Origin of the sequence: Pandoraea sp. SD6-2 (genome assembly GCF_000389825.1) — a bacterium.
Taxonomy (GTDB): domain Bacteria; phylum Pseudomonadota; class Gammaproteobacteria; order Burkholderiales; family Burkholderiaceae; genus Pandoraea; species Pandoraea communis.
Window position 1 is genome coordinate 88,219 of sequence record NZ_KB944435.1, and the last position, 20,472, is coordinate 108,690.

15 protein-coding genes are annotated in these 20,472 nt (G+C 63.0%); 5 read left to right on the forward strand and 10 right to left on the reverse strand.

What is annotated here, in order from left to right; translation table 11 throughout:
* Nucleotides 1-142: 142 nt before the first annotated feature.
* The 3 genes from C266_RS10105 to astD form a co-directional block, all read right to left on the reverse strand.
* Nucleotides 143-712 carry an NADPH-dependent FMN reductase gene (locus C266_RS10105; RefSeq protein WP_010808004.1) on the reverse strand — a complete coding sequence of 190 codons (570 nt, stop codon included), beginning with the start codon at nucleotides 710-712 and terminating at the stop codon, nucleotides 143-145.
* Between the two features lie 78 nt (nucleotides 713-790).
* A complete protein-coding gene (gene astB, locus C266_RS10110; protein ID WP_010808005.1) occupies nucleotides 791-2,152 on the reverse strand; it encodes an N-succinylarginine dihydrolase in 1,362 nt (453 codons plus the stop codon).
* Between the two features lie 45 nt (nucleotides 2,153-2,197).
* Nucleotides 2,198-3,679 (reverse strand): succinylglutamate-semialdehyde dehydrogenase, encoded by a 1,482-nt coding sequence (gene astD / locus C266_RS10115; RefSeq protein ID WP_010808006.1) that lies wholly within the window; start codon nucleotides 3,677-3,679, stop codon nucleotides 2,198-2,200.
* A 199-nt stretch (nucleotides 3,680-3,878) separates the two neighbouring features.
* Between astD and astE the strand changes: the two genes are divergently transcribed.
* The 4 genes from astE (at nucleotide 3,879) to C266_RS27395 (ending at nucleotide 8,802) form a co-directional block, all read left to right on the forward strand.
* A complete protein-coding gene (gene astE, locus C266_RS10120; RefSeq protein WP_010808007.1) occupies nucleotides 3,879-4,931 on the forward strand; it encodes a succinylglutamate desuccinylase in 1,053 nt (350 codons plus the stop codon).
* Nucleotides 4,932-5,244: 313 nt separating this feature from the next.
* Entirely contained in the window at nucleotides 5,245-7,071 is a 1,827-nt protein-coding gene (locus C266_RS10125) for a hypothetical protein (RefSeq protein ID WP_144265776.1), read from the forward strand.
* 137 nt (nucleotides 7,072-7,208) lie between these two features.
* Nucleotides 7,209-8,378: an AI-2E family transporter YdiK gene (gene ydiK / locus C266_RS10130; RefSeq protein WP_010808009.1), complete on the forward strand. Its 1,170-nt coding sequence runs from the start codon at nucleotides 7,209-7,211 to the stop codon at nucleotides 8,376-8,378.
* Nucleotides 8,379-8,505: 127 nt separating this feature from the next.
* A complete protein-coding gene (locus C266_RS27395; protein ID WP_144265777.1) occupies nucleotides 8,506-8,802 on the forward strand; it encodes a hypothetical protein in 297 nt (98 codons plus the stop codon).
* Between the two features lie 45 nt (nucleotides 8,803-8,847).
* On the opposite strand, the gene fahA is transcribed toward C266_RS27395, so the two are convergent.
* Nucleotides 8,848-10,122 carry a fumarylacetoacetase gene (gene fahA / locus C266_RS10135; RefSeq protein ID WP_010808010.1) on the reverse strand — a complete coding sequence of 425 codons (1,275 nt, stop codon included), beginning with the start codon at nucleotides 10,120-10,122 and terminating at the stop codon, nucleotides 8,848-8,850.
* Nucleotides 10,123-10,223: 101 nt separating this feature from the next.
* Nucleotides 10,224-11,543 (reverse strand): homogentisate 1,2-dioxygenase, encoded by a 1,320-nt coding sequence (gene hmgA / locus C266_RS10140; protein ID WP_010808011.1) that lies wholly within the window; start codon nucleotides 11,541-11,543, stop codon nucleotides 10,224-10,226.
* A gap of 113 nt (nucleotides 11,544-11,656) precedes the next feature.
* Between hmgA and C266_RS10145 the strand changes: the two genes are divergently transcribed.
* Nucleotides 11,657-12,562 carry a LysR family transcriptional regulator gene (locus tag C266_RS10145; RefSeq protein ID WP_010808012.1) on the forward strand — a complete coding sequence of 302 codons (906 nt, stop codon included), beginning with the start codon at nucleotides 11,657-11,659 and terminating at the stop codon, nucleotides 12,560-12,562.
* Between the two features lie 25 nt (nucleotides 12,563-12,587).
* On the opposite strand, the gene C266_RS10150 is transcribed toward C266_RS10145, so the two are convergent.
* From C266_RS10150 to C266_RS26135, 5 genes are all read right to left on the reverse strand, one after another.
* A complete protein-coding gene (locus tag C266_RS10150) occupies nucleotides 12,588-15,953 on the reverse strand; it encodes an ATP-binding protein (protein WP_036662447.1) in 3,366 nt (1,121 codons plus the stop codon).
* 44 nt (nucleotides 15,954-15,997) lie between these two features.
* On the reverse strand, nucleotides 15,998-16,672 hold the full coding sequence (locus tag C266_RS10155; RefSeq protein WP_010808014.1) for a response regulator transcription factor: 675 nt from the start codon (nucleotides 16,670-16,672) through the stop codon (nucleotides 15,998-16,000).
* A gap of 222 nt (nucleotides 16,673-16,894) precedes the next feature.
* A complete protein-coding gene (locus C266_RS10160; protein WP_036662449.1) occupies nucleotides 16,895-17,344 on the reverse strand; it encodes a hypothetical protein in 450 nt (149 codons plus the stop codon).
* Nucleotides 17,345-17,877: 533 nt separating this feature from the next.
* On the reverse strand, nucleotides 17,878-18,723 hold the full coding sequence (locus tag C266_RS10165; protein ID WP_010808016.1) for a sulfite exporter TauE/SafE family protein: 846 nt from the start codon (nucleotides 18,721-18,723) through the stop codon (nucleotides 17,878-17,880).
* A gap of 240 nt (nucleotides 18,724-18,963) precedes the next feature.
* The gene (locus C266_RS26135; RefSeq protein ID WP_010808017.1) at nucleotides 18,964-20,271 is read right to left on the reverse strand and encodes a CaiB/BaiF CoA-transferase family protein; all 1,308 of its coding nucleotides are present in this window, start codon (nucleotides 20,269-20,271) and stop codon (nucleotides 18,964-18,966) included.
* Nucleotides 20,272-20,472 lie beyond the last annotated feature (201 nt).

Here is a 20,472-nt window from a genome sequence, read left to right on the forward strand (position 1 = left end):
TCCAGCATAGTGCATCGCAGGACAATTCGTGAATCGCGTCGCTTATCGGTTCGTCATTCGCGATTGGCGAAGGTTCAGCATCGCAAATCATCAAATAAATTACATCAACAAACAATCGTAATTTACTGATTAAAAAAGAATATTATCGGACATCACTTTTTCTTTCATTCAAAAACGTCACGAACCCGGCGACAAACGCGGCCAGTTGCTGGCGCACGGCGTCGTCCTGAAGATTACCGTCGGTATCGATGGCCTTATTCGCGTGCGACACCATCAGACGGCCTTGCCACCAAGGGGTGGTCTGTAGCGTGCGCAGTACGGGCAACCAGGCGTTCTGACTGAGAATCGTGCCGAAACCACCGGGCGACGCGCCCATGATGGCGACCGGCTTATTCTGGAACACTCGCGCACTATCGGCAGGCGGCCGCGATAGCCAATCGAGCGCGTTCTTGAACACGCCGGGCATGCCGTTGTTGTACTCGGGCGTTGCCAGCAACAAACCATCCGCGTTTGCGATGGCGTCTTTCAGGGCGGCGACCGCGTCCGGAATGCCCTCACTCGCTTCGACGTCGCCGTCGTAAAGCGGAATGCCATGCAATGTGCGCACGTCGAGCGTCACGCCTGCAGGCGCCACCGCCTTCGCTGCAACCAGCAATGCCGTGTTGTACGAGCCCTTGCGCAGGCTGCCGGACAAACCAATGATCGTCGTCATCGAATCGACTCCTTTCGTTACGGATAGAAAATGACCGCCACACAGCGCCGTTGCCCGGCGCCCGCTGGCGGGTTGCGCTCAAACGTCGCGCTGGAACGGGTAAAGGCTACCCAGGTCAAGTAACTGTGTGAGTTCGTCGAGGGCGGTGCGGCATTCGTCGAGCAATGCCGGATCGGCCAGATCGCTCACCGACAGCCGGTCACGATAATGGCGCGTCACCCAGCCGGTGAGCGCCGCATAACGCGCATCGTCGATCCACAGCCCGGTATGCGTGGCCTTGCGCTCCGCTTCGGTCAGCACCACCCGCAGCCGCAGACACGCGGGGCCGCCGCCATTGCGCATGCTCTCGCGCAGATCGAACACCTGTAGCTCACAAATCGGTCCGCCGTCAGCCACCAGCGATTCGAGGTAACGCCATACCGCAGGACGTTCGCGACACTCCTGCGGGACCACCAGACGCATTCCACCGCCCGACTCCGCGGTTCGGGCAAGCAACTGGCTATTGAAAAGGTAGCTGCCGACGGTGTCCTCGATCGAGACGTCCGCAGCAGACACCTCGATCACCTCCAGTTGAGTGCCTCTGGCGGCCAGACGATCGCGCAGCGTTGCCAGCACGGCCGCCTGATCGACAAACGCCAGTGCGTGGCAAAACAGCACGTTGCCATTGCCCACGGCGATCACGTCGTTATGGAAAACGCCTGCATCGATCGCGTCGGGATGCTGCTGGGCAAACACCACGTCATCGTCGGCCAGTCCGTGCAGACGGGCAATCGCCTGACTCGCCTGCAACGTCTGACGGGCAGGAAACCGGCGCGGCGCCACGCTGCTCGCAAGGTCGTCCCGTCCGTAGACGAAGAACTCGACGCCCCGCTCACCGTATGCGCCGCAAAACCGCGTGTGATTTGCCGCGCCCTCGTCCCCCAAGGACGGCCAGCCCGGCAACGCGTTGTGATGCGCGAACTGCGCCTCGTCGGGGAATACGGCACGCAGCACGCGCGACGTGGTGTCGTGCTCGATAGCGCGGTGCAACTTGCTGCACAGATTCGCTGCCGTGAAATGCACCCGGCCGTCAGCGGTATCTGCCGACGGGCTGACAGTGGCGGCGTTGGCCGTCCACATGCTCGCCGCCGAACAGGCCGCACCGAGCACTGCCGGCGCGGTGCGGGCCGCCTCGCGGATGACCGCGTGGTCGTTGCCGGAAAACCCAAGCGTGCGCAGCAACGCGACCGACGGACGCTCTTGCGGGGGCAAAACGCCCTGTGCGTAGCCGAGATCGGCCAGCGCCTTCATCTTCGCAAGGCCCTGGAGCGCAGCCTCGCGAGGGTTTGATACGCGATTGGCGTTGTTCGCCGAGGCAACGTTGCCGAACGACAAACCCGCATAGTTGTGAGTGGGGCCGACCAATCCGTCAAAGTTGGCTTCCAAGGCAAAACGCGTCATGTCAGTTCCTGAGAAAGCAGAATACAAATCCGGTCGATACCACCGTCAGGGCGCGCCAAAGTCCAGTCCGGGGCTGAGGTGTTCGGGCATTGCCACACGCTCGCTTTCCATCGACGCGATCGGGTACGCACAGTAATCCGCCGCATACCACGCGCTAGGCCGGTGATTGCCGGACTCACCGATACCGCCGAACGGCGCTGCGCCCGCGGCCCCCGTCGTCGGCCGGTTCCAATTAACGACGCCCGCACGGATCTGGGCAAGAAACTGCTCGTAGCGCGCCGGATCGTCGCAGAGCAACCCGGCGGCCAGTCCGTAGCGCGTACGATTGGCGAGCGCGATGGCCTCGTCGAAAGTGTCGTAGCGCAGCACTTGCAGCAACGGGCCGAAATACTCGTCGTCAGGCAGTGCGTCGCGCGCGGCAATCGCCGTCACGTCGAGCAGCCCTGGCGTCAGCAACGCGGACCGGCCGTCCGGTTGAGTAAGCGGCAGGATGACGCGGGCACCGAGCGCCATGAGATCGGCTTGCGCGGCGGTCATGCGGCGCGCCGCCTGCAACGACACGACCGCGCCCATGAACGGCTGCGGCTCGGCGTCGTAACGTCCCACGCTGATGCGTTGCGTCACGAACGTCAACCGGTCGATGAAGGCATCGCCTTGCGGCCCGCGCGGCACTAGCAAGCGCCGCGCACAGGTGCATCGCTGCCCCGCCGAAAGAAAGGCGGACTGGATCGTCACATGCACGGCGGCATCGATGTCGGCGGGAGCATCGACAATCAGCGGATTGTTGCCGCCCATCTCCAGCGCGAGGATCTTGCCCGGCCGCCCGGCGAACTGCTGATGCAGCACACGGCCAGTGGCGGAGCTGCCGGTAAAGCACAACCCGTCGATATCGTCGTGCGCTGCGAGCACCGCCCCGGTGTCGCGCCCGCCCTGCACGAGATTCAGCACGCCCGGCGGCAGGCCCGCTTCGATCCAGCATTGAAGGGTGTGCTCGGCTACCCCGGGCGCAAGTTCGCTCGGTTTGAAAACAACGGTATTGCCTGCGAGCAAAGCGGGAACGATATGCCCATTGGGCAAATGACCAGGGAAGTTGTAGGGCCCGAAGACAGCCATCACGCCGTGCGCCCGGTGGCGAACGACGTTTTGCCCGTCCGCCATCGCGTTGCGCCGCTCGCCGGTGCGCTCCAGATACGCTTTGGCTGAATTCGCGACCTTGGCGGACATCGTCGCCACTTCGGTACGCGCTTCCCACAAGGGCTTGCCGGTCTCCCTGCCAATAGCGTCGGCGAGCGTTTCGGTTTTCTCGGTCACGATGGCCGCGAACCGCTGCAACACTGCCAGACGCTCATCGACACTTCGCCGCGCCCAATCCCGCTGCGCGCGACGGGCAGCCTGTACTGCGGCGTCGACATCGGTCGCGTCAGCCGCGCCGCCCTTCCACACAATCTCGCCCGACATGGGATCGAGCGAGCGGAATTCTGCACCTTTAGCGGTGCGCCAGACACCTTCGATGTACAGATCGGTCATGAACGGCAATCCCGGAGGCCACGCCCGATGGAATGGCGTGCGATGCGGATCATGATGACACGGATTCGGCAGACGGAACAATGCGCTTGCGTCCAACGCCGCGGCAGACTCGCGTAAACAGGGCGTTGGCGAAGCCATGTGACGGTCACACGAACGACACGCATAAAATACGAATCTGCGTTTTTGGAGATCTCTCATCATGACCGACGCCAATCGTTCGGCCCTGCGCCACTGGCTAAGCGATGTGCGCGAATCGCGCGACACTCACCACGACGAAGGCATCGATCCGTGCGGTGTCCGCTGGCAACGGCACGCTGAAGGCGTGCTCGAACTCACGCCGGCCGACGCGAACGACACCACCGACAAGGCTGGGACGTCACAAGGCGGCCGCTTCGACGCCGTCCTGTCCTGTGGCATTCACGGCGACGAAACCGCCCCCATCGAAATCGTCGACGGCATTCTGCGTGACATCGCCGACGCTCGCCTGACGTTGCGCGAGCGGGTGCTCGTGATTCTCGGCAACCCGGACGCCGTGCGTGCCGGCAAGCGATACCTCGAATACGACCTGAATCGTCTGTTCCAGGGCGCCCACGCGAAACGTGCCGAGTCCCCCGCAGTGCAGCGCGCCCGCGAACTCGAAGTGATCGTGGCGCAGTTCTTCGCGGGGGTGGACGGCGTGCGCCGCAAGCGCCGGCATGTCGATATGCACACCGCGATTCGCGCATCGCTCTTTTCGCGCTTTGCCGTCGTACCCGGCACCCCGCAGCACCCACCGAGCGACGACTGGATCGATACGCTCGCCGCCGCCGACATCGAGGCAGTGATGCGCACCGAACAGCCGTCCGTCACGTTTTCGTATTACACATGTGCGCGATTTGGCGCCGAGAGCTGCACGCTCGAACTCGGCAAGGTGGCGCCGTTCGGGCAGAACCGTCTGGCGGACTTCGCGGGCATCGACGCCGCGCTGCGACGCTGGCTCTGCGGCGGCGAGATGGGGCTGCGCGAGGATGGCAAGGTCCTGCATGCGCAACGCTTTCGCGTGGCTGCCGAAATCGTGCGCCGCACGGACGCTTTCGTTCTCGACGTTCCTGCCGATACGCCAAATTTCACACCCTACGCCGCAGGCACCGTGTTGGCACGTGACGGTGAGAACACTTACACGGTGTCGCACCCCGAAGAGCGCATCGTGTTTCCCAACCCCAACGTCGAGAACGGCTTGCGTGCCGGGGTGATGGTGGTGCCCGACGCCTGATCGGTGACACACGATGCGCAATGCCCAACGTGCAGGACGTTGGGTATCCGCTGAATCGGTGGCGGCAGGCGCGGCGCCACTACGCAGCATCGCGAATTAACGACTTCAAACGGCTGTCCAAGCGTGGTCGCAGCGAACGGATGCGCGTAGCATCGCCCGCTTCATTTCGCCTTTTCACGACCGCGGCCCGGCACCTCGCTGTCGGCCGAGTCCCGCTATCGACGCCATGCCCTACGGATGCTTCCCTTGCTTGCCCTCCCATAACCCCACCAGCGTTACCCCTTCAGCACACGAATCGGAGCGACATGAACCCGTGACGCCACTTGCCGAGGACTTCGCCCGCGCTCAGCAAGCGGCGGCTCAGGCCAGTGTGACGGCTAACGCGTTGCCATGGCTATCGGCACAGGCGCAGGCTCGCGGCGGCGGTGCGCTCCGGGAGCCAGCGGCACTTGCGCCGGTATTCGCCGGTCGCCGATCATCCGCCCCCGCCGCTCCGTCTTCGCGGACCTCGACGGTCGAACCCCCTGTCTTCGCCATCGATATGTTCACGGGCTACGGCGCCGATCGCGCGCGGCGCATTTTCGATGCGCTTTGGCAGGACGTCGCCGTACCGGCGCTGCGTGCCATGGGAACGGCACCCGCATCGGACCGATGGCAAGACGCCCTTGAACAGCTCAGACAGGGATGGACTGACGACACCCTGCAAGCCCCCGTCAATTCAGCGGCGCACTCGTGGCATGACACATTGCACACACACCTGCACAGACATGCCCGGATGCTGGCGCATCACGGATTCGACGTGGCGGACGTGACCGATCGCCTCGAGGCGCTGTTGCGCGAACAACGGCCCGGCTTCTCGTGGCGCTCGTTCCATATCGGCACGCTGCGCGATGCCATGCCCTTCGCCGTCGGCTCCACCCTCGTCTCGCTTCTCGCGGAATCGACGGACCCCACCCGCTCGCAGGCGTGGCTATGGCCGCCATTGGCCGCGCTGGGCGTCGTTCTGATCAACTTGCTGGGCATGGCCGGCTTCAACGCCACTCAAGTGCGGCACCAGAACCAGATCGTACGCACGACGCCGGCGCCGGGACTGGAAGGCTTGAGCGCGATCCTCGCCACGCCCTACCGCGCGGCTTTTGCGCAGGTGCTCGGTTTTGTCTTGTGCTACGGGGTTCTGCGCAATGGGGCCCGCTACGGCATCGAACGTGTCGTGTCCCGCTTCGCACCGGGCATTTTCACGCGGCGCTTCGGCGACACGCTGCACGCGGCCCTTGAGGTTCCGCTGGCACCGATTCCGGGCCTCCTGCTGCTCCCCGTCATCCATCAGTTGGGGATGACGCGGCACAGTGCGGGCCTGCAAGTCCTCACGCAAAACAACTTCGCGGAACTGATCGAAGCCGTGGGACGCGAGCCTGCTCCCGTCGGTCGGCGAGCGAGCGTCAGCGCGTTCTTTTGCGATTTCTCCGCCATGCTTCAATCCACCCCGCCCAGACTCATCTGGTTTGCGCTGACGCTTACGTTCTACTATCTCGCGTGGATGGGCGATTATGCGGCTCACGCCCACGGCAACGCCGACGACGCGCCGTTTGCCGACGACTACGACGCTCGCAATGTGACGCTACCCACATCCGCCCCTCACTCCCCGACGGCGGCAGAGGAAGCCCATGTTTTCGCGGTCCTTGACGTCCTGTACGGTGTCATCGGCCTCATATTCTCGATAAGCCAGACTGCCGCACAACGCGAAGACATTCGCACTGCGCACGAACGGCGCGCACCGCAACAGAAGATCAGTACCAGCACGGTCATCACCGTTGCCGACTCGGGCGTATCGTCGGGAAATTCGTCCCCATCGCACCTCGACAGTCCAGGCAGCCCGGGCACTGACGAGGTGAACAACAACACGACGATGGGAACGTCGTTCACCTTTCCCGAAACGCGTTCGGCAGGCGCCGCCGCGCTGGCGGCCTCCGGTCGCCGTGCCGACGATGCGCCGCGCTCCCCCTCCCGGCCGACCGGTGCCCGGCGGCACGGCACGACGACGGTACCCGATGCGCTTTGCCGGCCGAGGGACCTCCCATGGTGGCGTAGCCTCCCGCCGGATCGGGCCGACGACGACACAGAGCAATCGACGCCGCTGTAAGGTACCGGCGGCGCGACGCACTTGCCGTGCCCGCCACGGCATGGCATCGTGTTTCCCTCGCACACCCACCGTGTGCGGACATGTACTGCCGGACGCGTGGCGACACGCGTCTGCCCCCTCTGTCTGCCGGAGCACCCATGCTTTCCACGACCCCGAGCGAACTCGCCCGTAACCTGCTGATCATCCTCGTCCTCAGTGCGCTGATGATCGGTACGCTATGGGTGCTGCTCCCCTTTCTGCCGGCATTTATCTGGGCAGTCACGATCGTCGCCTCCACCTGGCCGTTGCTTGTCGGCCTGCAACGGCGTCTGTGGGGCAAACGATGGCTTGCCACCACGGTCATGATCCTCGGCATGCTGGTGATCGTTGTCGCCCCGTTGTCTGCCGCCATCGGCACGCTGATCGGACACGCATCCGACATTAGCAATCAGGTGCATTCGTTCGGGCAACGCGGCCTGCCGATGCCGCCCGACTGGCTCTCCCGCATCCCGGTGATCGGTCAACGCGCCAGCGACGAGTGGCAGGCACTGGCGGCCGCCGGTCCCGGCGGTCTCGTCGCCAAGATTCAGCCCTATGCCGTCAAGGCCGCTTCCTGGGGATTCTCGAAGCTGGGCTCCGTCGGTCTGCTCGTGGTTCACCTCGCGCTCACGCTGATCATCTCCGGCATTCTCTTCATGCAAGGCGAGCGCGCGGCGCGGGCGCTGATTCGCATAGCAAGACGCCTCGGCGGCGATCGCGGAGAGGAATCGGTACGGCTTGCGGGCATGTCGATTCGTGCGGTGGCGCTCGGCATTGTGGTCACGGCGGTGACGCAGTCGCTGCTCGGCGGCCTGGGACTCTGGCTGACGGGCGTGCCGTTATCGGGCTTCCTGACGGCCCTGATGCTGGTGCTGTGTATTGCGCAGATCGGCCCGTTCCCCGTGCTGCTCTCGAGCGTTGCATGGCTTTACTGGCAGGACAGCCCGACACTCGCCACGCTGCTGCTGGTGCTGTCGGTATTCATAGGCATGCTGGATAACGTGATGCGTCCGATACTCATCCGCCGTGGCGCTGATTTGCCGATGACGTTGATTCTCGCGGGTGTGCTCGGCGGGATGCTGACGTTCGGCATCGTCGGCCTGTTTGTCGGCCCTGTGATTCTTGCCGTGACCTACACGTTGCTGAGCGCATGGATCAACGAAGGGCTGAGTCGTCCCCCGATGGCACCCAACGGCGCCCCACCGGCAGCGCCCGCCGCGCCGGATGCGCCACCGCCCGTCGATTCCCCGGTGAAGGTATCGGCAACGCCTGAGGACAAACGGGCTTGATCCCCACGTTGCGTGACACGGCGCTGTCACGCAAACCGGACACATTTTTCGGACGGCTTCACCTGTCGCTCGCCGCCGCCGCATGGCTAAATATCTCCCGTAACCACGCGATTCCGGGAGATATCAAATGCCACACGCCGCATCCGCCCATCCGCCCCTGGCCCCCGCACGGCGCTCGCTGCGCGTGCCGCGCCGCGCCCGTCTTGGCGATCCGCCCCTGTTACGCCGGGTCGGCAATGAACTCGCCTACACCCCCACGCGCTGCCGCGTTACCGCCAGCCTGATGGTCAGCCGCACCGATCCCTGGTGGCAGCGCTTTCCGTCATCGTGCCCGAGCGACCATGGCAAGCACGAGACAATGCCAGACCCGCAAATGACAAACGCGCCGGCCGGGGAACCGACACGACGCGTTGTGCGCGCTTGAGACGGTACTTCCCAGCGTAAGCCGGGACACCGCGCCGACCGGCGCTTATCGCGCCTTCGCCGGCAGAATCTTGCCCGAGACTTCACCGAAACCGACACGGTAGCCGTCGCCCTGACACCAGCCCGCCATCGAGACGGTGTCGCCATCCTCGATGAACGTACGTTTCGCCCCGCTGGAGAGCGTGATCGGGTTCTTGCCGTTCCAGGTCAGCTCAAGCAGGCTGCCAAACGAGTCCGGCGTCGGGCCGCTGATCGTGCCGGAGCCCATCAGGTCGCCAACGCGCACATTGCAGCCCGAGACCGTATGGTGAGCGAGTTGCTGGGCCATGCTCCAGTACATGTGGCGGAAATTGGTACGGCAGATGGACGTCGGCTGCGCGTCGCCATCGGCTTGCAGAAAGACTTCCAGTTGGATGTCGAAGGCGTGCTTGCCTTGCTGTTGCAGGTACGACAGCGGTTGCGGGTCTTGCTCCGGACCGGCAACGCGGAACGGCTCGAGGGCTTCCATCGTCACGATCCACGGTGAGATGGACGTGCCGAACGTCTTCGCGTTGAACGGACCGAGCGGCACGTATTCCCACTGCTGCAGATCGCGTGCCGACCAGTCGTTGAGCACCACCATCCCGAAGATGGCCGCTTCGGCGGCATCCACGCTCAGGGACTCGCCCAGCGATGTGTCGCGACCGACGATGAAGCCGGTTTCGAGTTCGAAGTCGAGCTTGCGGCAGCCGTCGAAAATCGGACGCGGCTGGTCGGGCAACTTGATCTGTCCGTTAGGACGATGAATCGGCGTGCCGCTCACCACCACCGAGCTGGCGCGGCCGTTATAGCCGATGGGGATTTCCAGCCAGTTCGGCAGAAGCGCGTTGGCCGGATCACGAAACATCGAGCCCACGTTGGTCGCGTGTTCTTTCGACGAATAGAAATCGGTGTAACCCGGCACCTGCACGGGCAAGTGCAGCGTGGCATCCGCCAGCGGCACGAGCGCTTGAGCACGCAGCGAAGCGTTATCGCGCAGTGCGCCGTCGCCATCCGCCGCAAGAAGTGACGTCAGTCGAGCACGCGTGGCACGCCAGGCAGCACTCCCCAGCGACACGAACGCGTTGATGGAGGGCTGAGCAAAGACAGGCGTCTCGGCGGCCTTGAGCACACCGGCGGCTTCGAGCGCCGCCAGATCGAGCACCTGGTCGCCAATGGCGACACCAACGCGCGGTGCAGGTTTCGACGCGGTGCTGAACACGCCATATGGCAGGTTTTGCAACGGGAAGTCCGTCACACCGGTGTTGGCGGACGCGACCCAGCTTTGCGGGAGTGCAGACATGTGGAATTCCTTGTTCGAGGTAACGCGTCGGCCGGCCCTGCGCATCGGGTGCGCGGGGCCGGCCGTTTCGGAAATCAGTGAAATCGTGGCGCGATGGCCGCTTACTTCCGGTTCGGATTGAAGTGCTTCTTCAGACCTTGCCAGCAAGTGTAGTAGTTGTCCTGCAATTGCTTGGTCTCCAGCGCGAAGCGCGTCGGACGAATGACCGCAGGCGTCTCGAACATGAAGGCCATCGTCGCGTCGACCTTATGCGGCTTGCTCGTGTCGGCCGCAGAGGCTTTCTCGAACGTGTCCGCATCGGGACCATGCCCCGACATGCAGTTGTGCAGACTCGCGCCGCCCGGCACGAAACCCTCGGCCTTGGCGTCGTACACGCCGTGAATGAGGCCCATGAACTCACTGGCGATATTGCGGTGGAACCATGGCGGACGGAACGAATTTTCCATCGCCAGCCAACGCGGCGGGAAGATCACGAAGTCAATGTCGTCCACGCCCGGCGCATTGCTCTGCGATTGCAACACCAGGAAGATCGACGGATCCGGATGGTCGTAACTGATCGATCCGATCGTGTTGAAGCGGCGCAGATCGTACTTGTACGGCGCGTAGTTGCCGTGCCACGCCACGATGTCCAGAGGCGAGTGACCGATATCGGCGCGCCACAACGCACCAGCGAATTTCGCCACCAGTTCAAAATCGCCTTCGACATCCTCATAGGCCGCAACCGGTGTGAGGAAGTCGCGCGGATTCGCAAGGCCGTTCGAGCCAATAGGGCCCAGATCCGGCAGACGGAACAACGCGCCATAGTTCTCGCAGACGTAGCCACGCGCGCAACCATCGAGCAGCGTGACACGGAAGCGCACGCCACGCGGCAGCACGACGATTTCATAGGGCTCAACGTCAAGCACGCCGAATTCCGTCGCGATGCGCAAACGCCCTTCCTGAGGCACGATCAGCAGTTCGCCGTCGGCGTCGTAGAAAAAGCGGCCTTCCATCGACTTGTTGGCTGCGTACAGATGAATGCCGCAACCATGCGCGGCGTCCGGGCTGCCGTTGCCCGCCATCGTGACCATCCCGTCGACGAAATCCGTTGGCACATCCGGCATCGGCAGCGGGTCCCAACGCATCTGGTTCGGCGGCGTGGGCACGTCGTCGAAACGGCTCAGCCAACGCGACTGCTCGACGGCGGTAAACGGCTTGTGCATGGCGGCGGGACGAATGCGATACACCCACGAGCGGCGGTTATGCCCGCGCGGTGCCGTGAACGCCGTACCCGAGAGTTGTTCCGCATAGAGGCCGTACGGCGCACGTTGCGGCGAGTTCTGCCCGATAGGCAGCGCGCCGGGCAACGCCTCGGTCGCGAACTCGTTGGCAAAACCGGACAGATAGCCCAATTCCCCCTGAATTTGGTCTGCTTGGCGCATGAATGGCCTCGTCTCCTGATTTCGAATGGAATCATTGTCCGACAAGCGACCACATTTTGCGATATAAATAGACAAATCTACTATATTCACAATACAAATAATACCGCCGCCTCATGATTTCCTTACGCGACGTCGATTTGAACCTGCTGGTCGTCTTTCATGCTGTGCTCACGCATCGGAGCATTTCTCAAGCGGCGCGGGAGTTGGGCTTGTCCCAACCTGCTGTGAGTAACGGATTGGCCCGCCTGCGGCAAACGTTCGAAGACGAACTATTCACGCGCACCGGCACGGGGATGCAACCTACACCCTTTGCCGAGGCGCTTGCAGAGCCGGTGTCTGCTGCCCTTGCCGGCATTTCCCGGGCAATCAATCACCGCGAGGCGTTCGATCCTGCAAGCAGTCAGCGCGAATTTACGTTGGCCATGACGGATGTCGGGGAGGTGTACTTCATGCCCGTGCTCGTCGATCTTTGCACGCGGCTGGCCCCCGGTGTACGTCTCAACACGGTGCGCGCAACGCTACCCGACCTGAAGGAGGCGATGGCAGCGGGACGCATTGACCTTGCGGTGGGGGCTTTCGACGATCTCACTGGGCCATTCTTTCAGCGCCGGCTGTTCAATCAGCAATATGTGAGCATGTTCCGCATCGGACATGCGCTCGACATGCCCCATGCCGGACTGGCCGAGTTTCAGGCGGCACGCCACCTGTTTGTTGCCACCGGCGACAACCCATATGCGCGCGTCAATCAACTGCTCGCGCAGGCGGGCTTCGGCGCTGACGCGAACTTCTGGGTCCCCCACTTCATCGCTGTGCCGTATATCGTGAGCGCCAATGATCTGGTGGTCACCGTGCCGCAGAAGTTTGCCGAACGCGCGGCCGCACCGTTCGGGCTGCGGTTCGTCACCCCGCCGCTTCGCCTCCCCGCGCTGCAAACGAATGTGTTCTGGCACCGGCGCTATCACCAGGACGCCGGGAACCAATGGCTGCGCCAGTTGATATCGGAACATTTCGTCGAGTAGCGAGGGGAAGCGGCTGCCCCCGCGATCAGGCGTCGCTAACGATGGCCTGCCCTTGGGAGCGCAGCCAGTCATTCCACGCAGCGTCGAGCGCGTCGAACGCGGCTTCCATCTGTCCCGCAGATGCCTGGGGCGCCAGATGCTCCACCTGCGCCGCGAGCGATGCCAGCGGACTCAGGCCGAATGCCATGAACCCGCCGCGCAATCGATGCGCCGAGTGACGCAACGTCTCGCGCGACTGTTCGGCAAGCGCAGCCCGGCAATTCGCGATGTCCTGATCTGCAATCTTGACGAACGTATCGAACATCTCCGGAAGCGGTAAATGCCAGTCCTTCGTCGACGCCGTTTCGGGCAATGCCTTGGACGCGCCTTCAATCAGATGCGATGACGCAGGTAGCGGCGCGATTTCGATGCAAAGCGACGGATATCGGGTTCGGACCAGTTCAATGACACGCAACAGCGAACGCGCATCGACAGGCTTGTAGACGACGGCATCGAACGGGGAATTCGCCTCGCGGTCGTGACGCAACGTGACATCGGCCGTCGCCACTACCACCGGCACATGAGGGGCATGTGCCTTGATTTCCGTCGCCAGCGCATGCCCGGAGAGATGCGGCATGTTGGCGTCGGTGATTACCAGCATGTGCGATTCCGCGTCGAACGCCTCCAACGCCTCACGCGGATCGTGGTAACAATCGACCATCGCCCCGAGCCCTTCCAACTGGCGCGACAGCAACATACCGCTGATCGGATGATCGTCCGCCACGAGCACGTACCAACCCGCCAGCGGTTTGACACGCGTACGCGCACTCGCCGTTGCCGGAAGTTCGCTCTCACCATGCCCCGCCGACGGCACTGTACCAAGGGCGTCCCAAAGTTCCGCCTGCTGGAACAATGCAATGTCGCGGGGCCAGGCGGACGTGCTGCCGGCCAAGCGATCGACGGGGGTCGCACGCAGCAGATAGACCTCTGCCCCCGCCATGCCGCGTACCGGCCACTCATCGGCGAACATGAGCAAGCCAGCATCCTGCACGCGACCGCTACCGGAGGACCATGCCACGGCGTCGTCATACCTGACAGGCTCGTAGCCGGCCCGGCGGATCAGCGCGTCGAGGTACCAATGACGGCGAGCCAGCGCGCTGACATAGGCGAACGTCTCTCCCGTCGGGAAAGCCAACGTTGACTCGCTTTCCGGTGTCCAGGGCAGATGAAGCGAGAAGCGCATCGTGGTGCCCGCCCCCGCCTGACTCTCGACCTGCAATACCCCGCCGAGCATACCGACGAACTGGTGCGAAATCGCCAGTCCCAGCCCGGTGCCATGCTGCATGCCTGTCTCATTGGTGCTCTTGCCGAATGGCCGGAACAAGTCGGCCAGGTCGGCCGCCGCAATCCCCACACCGCTATCGCTCACCGTAAAGACCACGTCGCAGCCCTGCGTGTCAACGTGCGTGACCATCGCACTGAAGGCAACGTGGCCTTTCTCAGTGAACTTGATGGCGTTGCCGACGAGATTCGTCACGACTTGCCCCAGTCGCAGGGCGTCGGTATGCACTGCACGAGCGAGTTGCGGGTCGATCATCCAGTCGAGCGTGAGTCCCTGCAATCGCGCACGCCCCGTGAACGACAGGCCAACCGCTTCAAGTTCCTTGAGGAGTGAGCAATCGCGGGAATTCAACTCGAAACGCCCCACCTGAATCCGCGAATAGTCGAGCAGATCGTTGATGAGATCGAGCAGATTACGCGTCGAGCTTTCCATCACATCAACGTAATAGCGATGTTCGTCGCCCAGATTCTGGGCGCTCAACAGTTCGATCGACGCCAGAGTTCCATACAGCGGCGTACGCATTTCGTGGCTTACCGTCGTCAGGAAGACATCCTTGGCACGGTTGGCATTCTCGGCAGCAAGGCGCGCCTTGCGTTGCTCAAGCTCAAAGCGCCGTTGCTCGGTGACATCGGACAGCGTGCAGATCAGCACCGGCTGCTCGCGAAAGACCGTATCAACGAGGCTCACCGCATAGTGGCGCTCGCCGGCGTCATCGAGCGCACTCAGCAAGCGCCGCACCGGACGCACAACCACGCCGCTGTGCAATTGCCGGTACATACGTGCCAACTCGCCGTCGCCCAATTGCCGTAGCAGATCGACAGTGCCGGCGTACGCCGGATTGCTCATGACCACGGCCGGCTCGAACGGATCGATGATCGCCATGCCGACGGGCGCCGTCTCGATCAGCGTTTGCGTGAAGGCGTCCCGCTCGAGAATTGCCGTCGTACGCCGACTTGCAGGTTCGATAATGCGCTGACGCATGTAGCGCATTCCCGCGAAGATCCCGGCCGCATAGAGAAGCAGCAGCAACGTGGCGCCGATCAATAGCGAGGCACTTTGCTGCAGCAGGTCGATCGGCCGTACGGCATAGCGCACGTACCACGGGGACGAAGCGAGATGGCGCTCGAAGACCACGCGCTCGCCGTCGTAGCGCAAGACCATTTGCGCATCGCCAAACATCGGCAATGTCACGAGGGTACGCAGATGCCCCAATGGTGAGAGCGGCGCACCGGCACTCGCCACGACGAAACCGTCGGGCGACACCAGTTGGAGTGCTTCGCCCGTGTGCTCCAACGTTCGCAGGCGAGGGGGGATGATCCTGTCGGGCGCCATGCTGGTGCCGACATAGAGCATGAGATGTCCATCGAGATCGCGGATCGGCACGAAGCTCGAAACGACTGTCGAGTGCGTGATGAGATTTTCGTAGTTGTAGGTCCAGAACGGCCCCTCATTGCCGGCGTGCACGCGCGCCGCGTAACGCTCGACCTTGTTGATCTCGGAGAGCATCGTCTGCGCGTCTTGCGCGAGACCTTCAGCGCTGATGGACGGCATGTCGGTGGCCGTCCGATACGCGGCAAAAGCGCCGTCCGCAGAGAGGATGAAGGTTTCGTCCTGGCCGCCGAGTGCGCTCCAGAAATTGGCGTCGAGATTCATGAGCCGGAGCGAGAGTCGCGCCAATACCTCGGCACGCTCGGGTGGGATATTCGCCAATTTGACGATCTGGAATTCGTCGTCCCATCCTGCGCCGGAAACACGCTTTGCGGTGCCGACAGGCATCGCGAGGAGCGGCTTCAGAATTCGATCGGTGAGCGATTCCGTAACGCCACCGGGGCGAACCGAACTCGCCAGCGTGGCTTGCGCCATGGTGCTGGCCTGCTCGTTGAAAATCTCGACGTCGCGAACCTCATGGCCAACGGTCGAAAAAAAGGCCGACGTCTTCTGGGCACCTTGCCAGACCATGCCGAACAACCCATAGGAAACTGCCGCAGCCCAGACAGACAAGCCGAAAAGCAATGCCAACAGGCCGCCGCTACGGAGCAGGCGGCCGGCAATCGCGATGTCACGCGTCATCGTTCTGTCGGTCATAGGCTCCGGCGTCCGGTATCGAGATGAATTCAGGCAGCACTCGGCGCTTCGACTTCGCCGTCGCGCGAAAACTGTACGGGGCTCGATACGTGGAGTTTGAACAACTCCATGTCGGTGCGGCAACCGAGCTTGCTCATCGCCATCCGCTTCTGATTATTGATGGTCTTGGCGGAACGCTTGAGTGCGTCGGCAATCTGCGACACGTTCAGGCCGTCCAGATACATACGCAATACTTCCATTTCCTTCGGAGACAGCGGACGGCGCGCCGTCGGTTTGCGGCGCATCTGCTCTTCGAGAATCTGTTCGGCCCGCCCGCCGCGATAGCTCATGCCGCGTCGGCAACGCTCCACGCACACGGTGATTTCGCGCAGATCGTCGGACTTGGTCATCACCCCCAGCACGCCACAACTGTCGAGCGCGTGGATGATGGCCGGCTGTTCGATCGACGTGAACACGATGATCTTTACGTCCGGATATTTGCGGCGCACGCGGTTGATCATGACCAGACCGTCACCGAAGGTGCCGCCAGGCATGCAGTAGTCGGTAATCAGCACATCGACCGAATTGGTCTCCAGTGCCTTGAAGAGTTCCGTCGAGTTGGTAACGGGGGGCAGCACGTGAAAGCCGGGGTCCGGCGAGAGCATTTCACGCAGCGTGGAGGCGATGATCGGGTGATCATCCGCGATAAGAATTTTTACCATCATTTTGCAGAATCCTTTTAAAAGAAGTCAGCCGTGGGCGCGCGCGATCCTTCGCCGTGTCTACGCGTCATGGCTTCCCAAAAGAGGAATGTGCGTCGAGTCGACACACGCGTTGGTCAAGAAAGCGTGACCTCGTTTGTTACTGTGCGACCTTTGCGGGACCTGACGGTCCGACACATCGCCGTCTGCACCACGCGCTCCGGGTCGATCCACCGGCGCCGATCGTTACCCCGCGACCTCAGCCGCTCTTGGGTTGTCTACCGTCGTCCACGCAGAGCACGTCTTATGTCCCGTGAGTCGCGAGGTTCCCTCGCCGATGACCGGTTTGACGCAGTAACGAATACGCACACCGCGCAACCCTGCCGACGGCATCATTTCGCGGGCTCGTCCAACAACACGAATGCGTGTCGGCCCGGACGCCGCTTCCCAAAGATGCACCGTACCGGTCTCGGGCCAATCCGCCATCCATCGATACGTCCCACTGACTACGCGGCCGACTTGCGGCGTGCCGCTCATCGCGACCGCCGCCGCCACCGGCCGCATACGCACTTCGACTTCACGCGGCGGCGTCACCGTTTGTACAGCCTCGGCGAGCGACGCACCGGTATTTTCCGACGCGTTCGCCACACCCGATGCCGCCACCGTCGCCTTGTACTCGCTACACCCCGTGAGCAAGGCGATTGCAACAGCACCGCTCAGGTTTGCCAGAGTGGCGCCGGCACGCCGCCCCGTGACTTGCCCGACGCTCAGGCAACGGCATAAGAAAGACGGAAGAGAGTCAACGTGTGTCGTGATCATCAATGCAAAGTCACTCGCCTCGCTGCGTGACACATCCCCGTCACGCGTCGTTTTGCGACCAGCAGGAATATAGGATAAATCTACAAAATCCAGCCGTTTTGGATCTGCTTATAGGAAATATCCTAGATCAAATTAGGCGGATTACCTGGTGCATCTCACATGACACCCGCAAGATGCGGCGGTTTTATGCGGGAACAACCCGAATTACGTACTGCTCACGCATATGCCACGTTTAAATGGACAGACGAATGACCAAAAGATTCATTCAATACGCCGCGCGCGTGTCAACCGCCATCAATACACGAGAAGGCGCGTAAATTCACGGGATGCAGATCGTCACTCGGATGACGTGGAGATTCTTGAGAGCGCTGTAAGTGCCCCAGGGACGGTCCCGGTGCTATCGCAAGACTTCAGGCGCCAAAGGCTTTTGCAAACATGCCGAGCGCGACGGCAGCCATGAGCATTGAGAAAAGCTGCTGCAGTTTCGATGCAGCAAGACGCGGTGCGAGAGCACGTCCGAGCAGCATGCCGACGATGGCGCCTGCCACGAACATCCATCCCTGGGCACCTGGGTGCATGCCGTTCCACCACGCGTTGGCGACGGTTCCCGCAGAAATCAGTGCGATGACGAAAAGCGATGTCGCCACGACGCCGTGCACCGTGATATCGGTGAAGCGCCGCAACGCGGGGACGATCACGAATCCGCCGCCCACCCCCAACAGCCCGGACGCGAACCCCGACACCGCACCGATCGTGCCAAGCGTGCCTGCGACTCGCCGCGTCCAGTGCAACCTCCCCGTCGCGGGATTCAGGCGACACGGCGGCAACGGCGGACAGTTGCCCGATTCTCCGTTGCCGGCAGCCCTACCTGCCCCCCCACCGCGCGACGCACGATACATACGTGCGGCAACGATGAGCATGGCGACAGCGAAGAGCCCCACAAGCCAACGCTCGGGCAACCGGTGCGCCATCCATGTGCCGAGCGGTGCAACACATACGCCGACGCCGGCCATCAGCATCGCGGCACGGTAGCGCACGAGTCCGGCACGCAAGCCATGAGCACTGCCGACGGCAGCGCTTGCGCCTACAGCGAGCAAGGCGACCGGTCCAGCTTGCGGCACCCCCCATCCAAGGCCGAAGACGAGTGCGGGCACAGCGAAAATCCCGCCACCCGCGCCTGTCAATCCCAATACGAGACCGACCGCTGCGCCCAGCAAAGCGGCCATCGGCGAAGCACTCGAGAGTTCGGCAAACATGGGCAGGAATCCGGCAGAAAGTGACCTGTCATCCAAATCACTATTAGTCATATGCTTATGACGTTGAATTATATAGAAATTACAAATAACAGAGAAGCCCCGCCCGGCGGGGCCATCGGGCGCAAAGGCGAGCGTTGGGCAGCGCGACAAAGCAACGAGGCCGGCACCAGAGTGCCGGGCAACAGGGAGCGACGCCAGAACAATGCCGCCGCCAATGAAATTATCGGGGAACGGGGGGAATCAGCGACTTTTCGCCGGCTTCGCACCCGGAACGTCTGGTGCGCCGCCAGCATAGAGTTCGGCAAGAATATCGCCCGTATGCGCCCCCGGCGCTGGCGGGTCCACGTGCGTGACCGGACTTTGGCCATTGAGCCGGACGGGAGAGACAATCGTGTGTGTCGCCAGACCGCCAGGCAGCACCATTGGCCGCACCCAGCCCATATGGGCCACCTGCGGGTCGGCAAGCACACGGGAATAGGTGCTGATCGCCGTACACGGCACGCCGACGGCGACTAGCCGGGCAAGCCAGACCCCGCGATCTTCGAGCACGAACACCGCCTCAAGCACATCGCGCAGCGCAGCCTGATGCCGGGCTCGCTCGCGAGCGTTAGTAAATCTCGGATCGTCGAGCAAATCGACGCGATGCACCAGCGCACAGATGGCACGCCAATGGGCCTGCCCGTCCAGATCCATGCCGAAATAGCTGTCTCTGGCCCGGAACGTCGGCCACGGTGCTACGGATCCGCCGAAGCGCGCCCCATCGTCGCCTGACGCAAGTGGCGACACCATGCCATGCCCTGCGGCCTGCGCCGGACCGTGCCGGGAAAGTCCGTCCGTCAGCCTCGGCTCCGTATCTGGCTCCGTATCCATCGCCAAACCCGCCGCAGGCACCAAACCGGCCCGGTGCGCAGCCTGAGCGCCTTCGTCTCCCGCACGCAGTGCGGCAATGGCGAGTGTTGCGCCGAGCATCGGCACGTCGATATGCACCCCGCGGCCCTGCCGCTTGGCAGCGACCAGCGCTGCCGACACGGAAAACGCCGCGTAGAGCCCCGCAGCCAGATCGGCCACAGGCAAGTCGCGTGGCGGCTCGAGACCACTCGGCGCAACGCCCAGCATGCCCCGCAAGGCTTCAAGTGCCGGCACACCAGGCTGCGCCGAAGCGCGCGGCCCGTCCTGACCGAATGCAGAGATCGATACGTAGACCAGATGGGGCTGCACGTCCGCCAACGCGTCGTATCCCAGCCCCGCGCGCGCGAGCGTGTCCGATGGCAGACATTCGATGACGACGTCCGCCCCGCGCACCAGCGTATGGGCGAGGCTACGGCCTTCAAGGGTGAGTAAATCGAGTGCAACGGAGCGCTTGTTGCGCCGCAAGCCCAACTGCGCCGGCTCTCCCGGCGTGCTGGCGCTATCGTTGACGATGTCGTCGACAGGGTCGTCGACCAGAATGACGTCCGCGCCCATGTCAGCCAGCAACAAGCCGCAATAGGCACCTGCCGCGCCACGACAGAATTCAATGACGCGGATCCCCGAGAGTGGTGCGTTCAATATCTGACCCCTAATGTGCCTGGCATTTGTTGTAATTCTTCAAGCTTTGGCAACCGTCTGGCGCGGTATTGGGGCATTCTAGAGCAATCATTCGACGCCGGTCACTGCGAAAAATGGCAGTTCGGCCCGCCCCCCCGTTGCCACCGGACAACAGGCCTTCGGACGGCGCCCTCAGGACATGCACCCGATAGAGAAACTGGG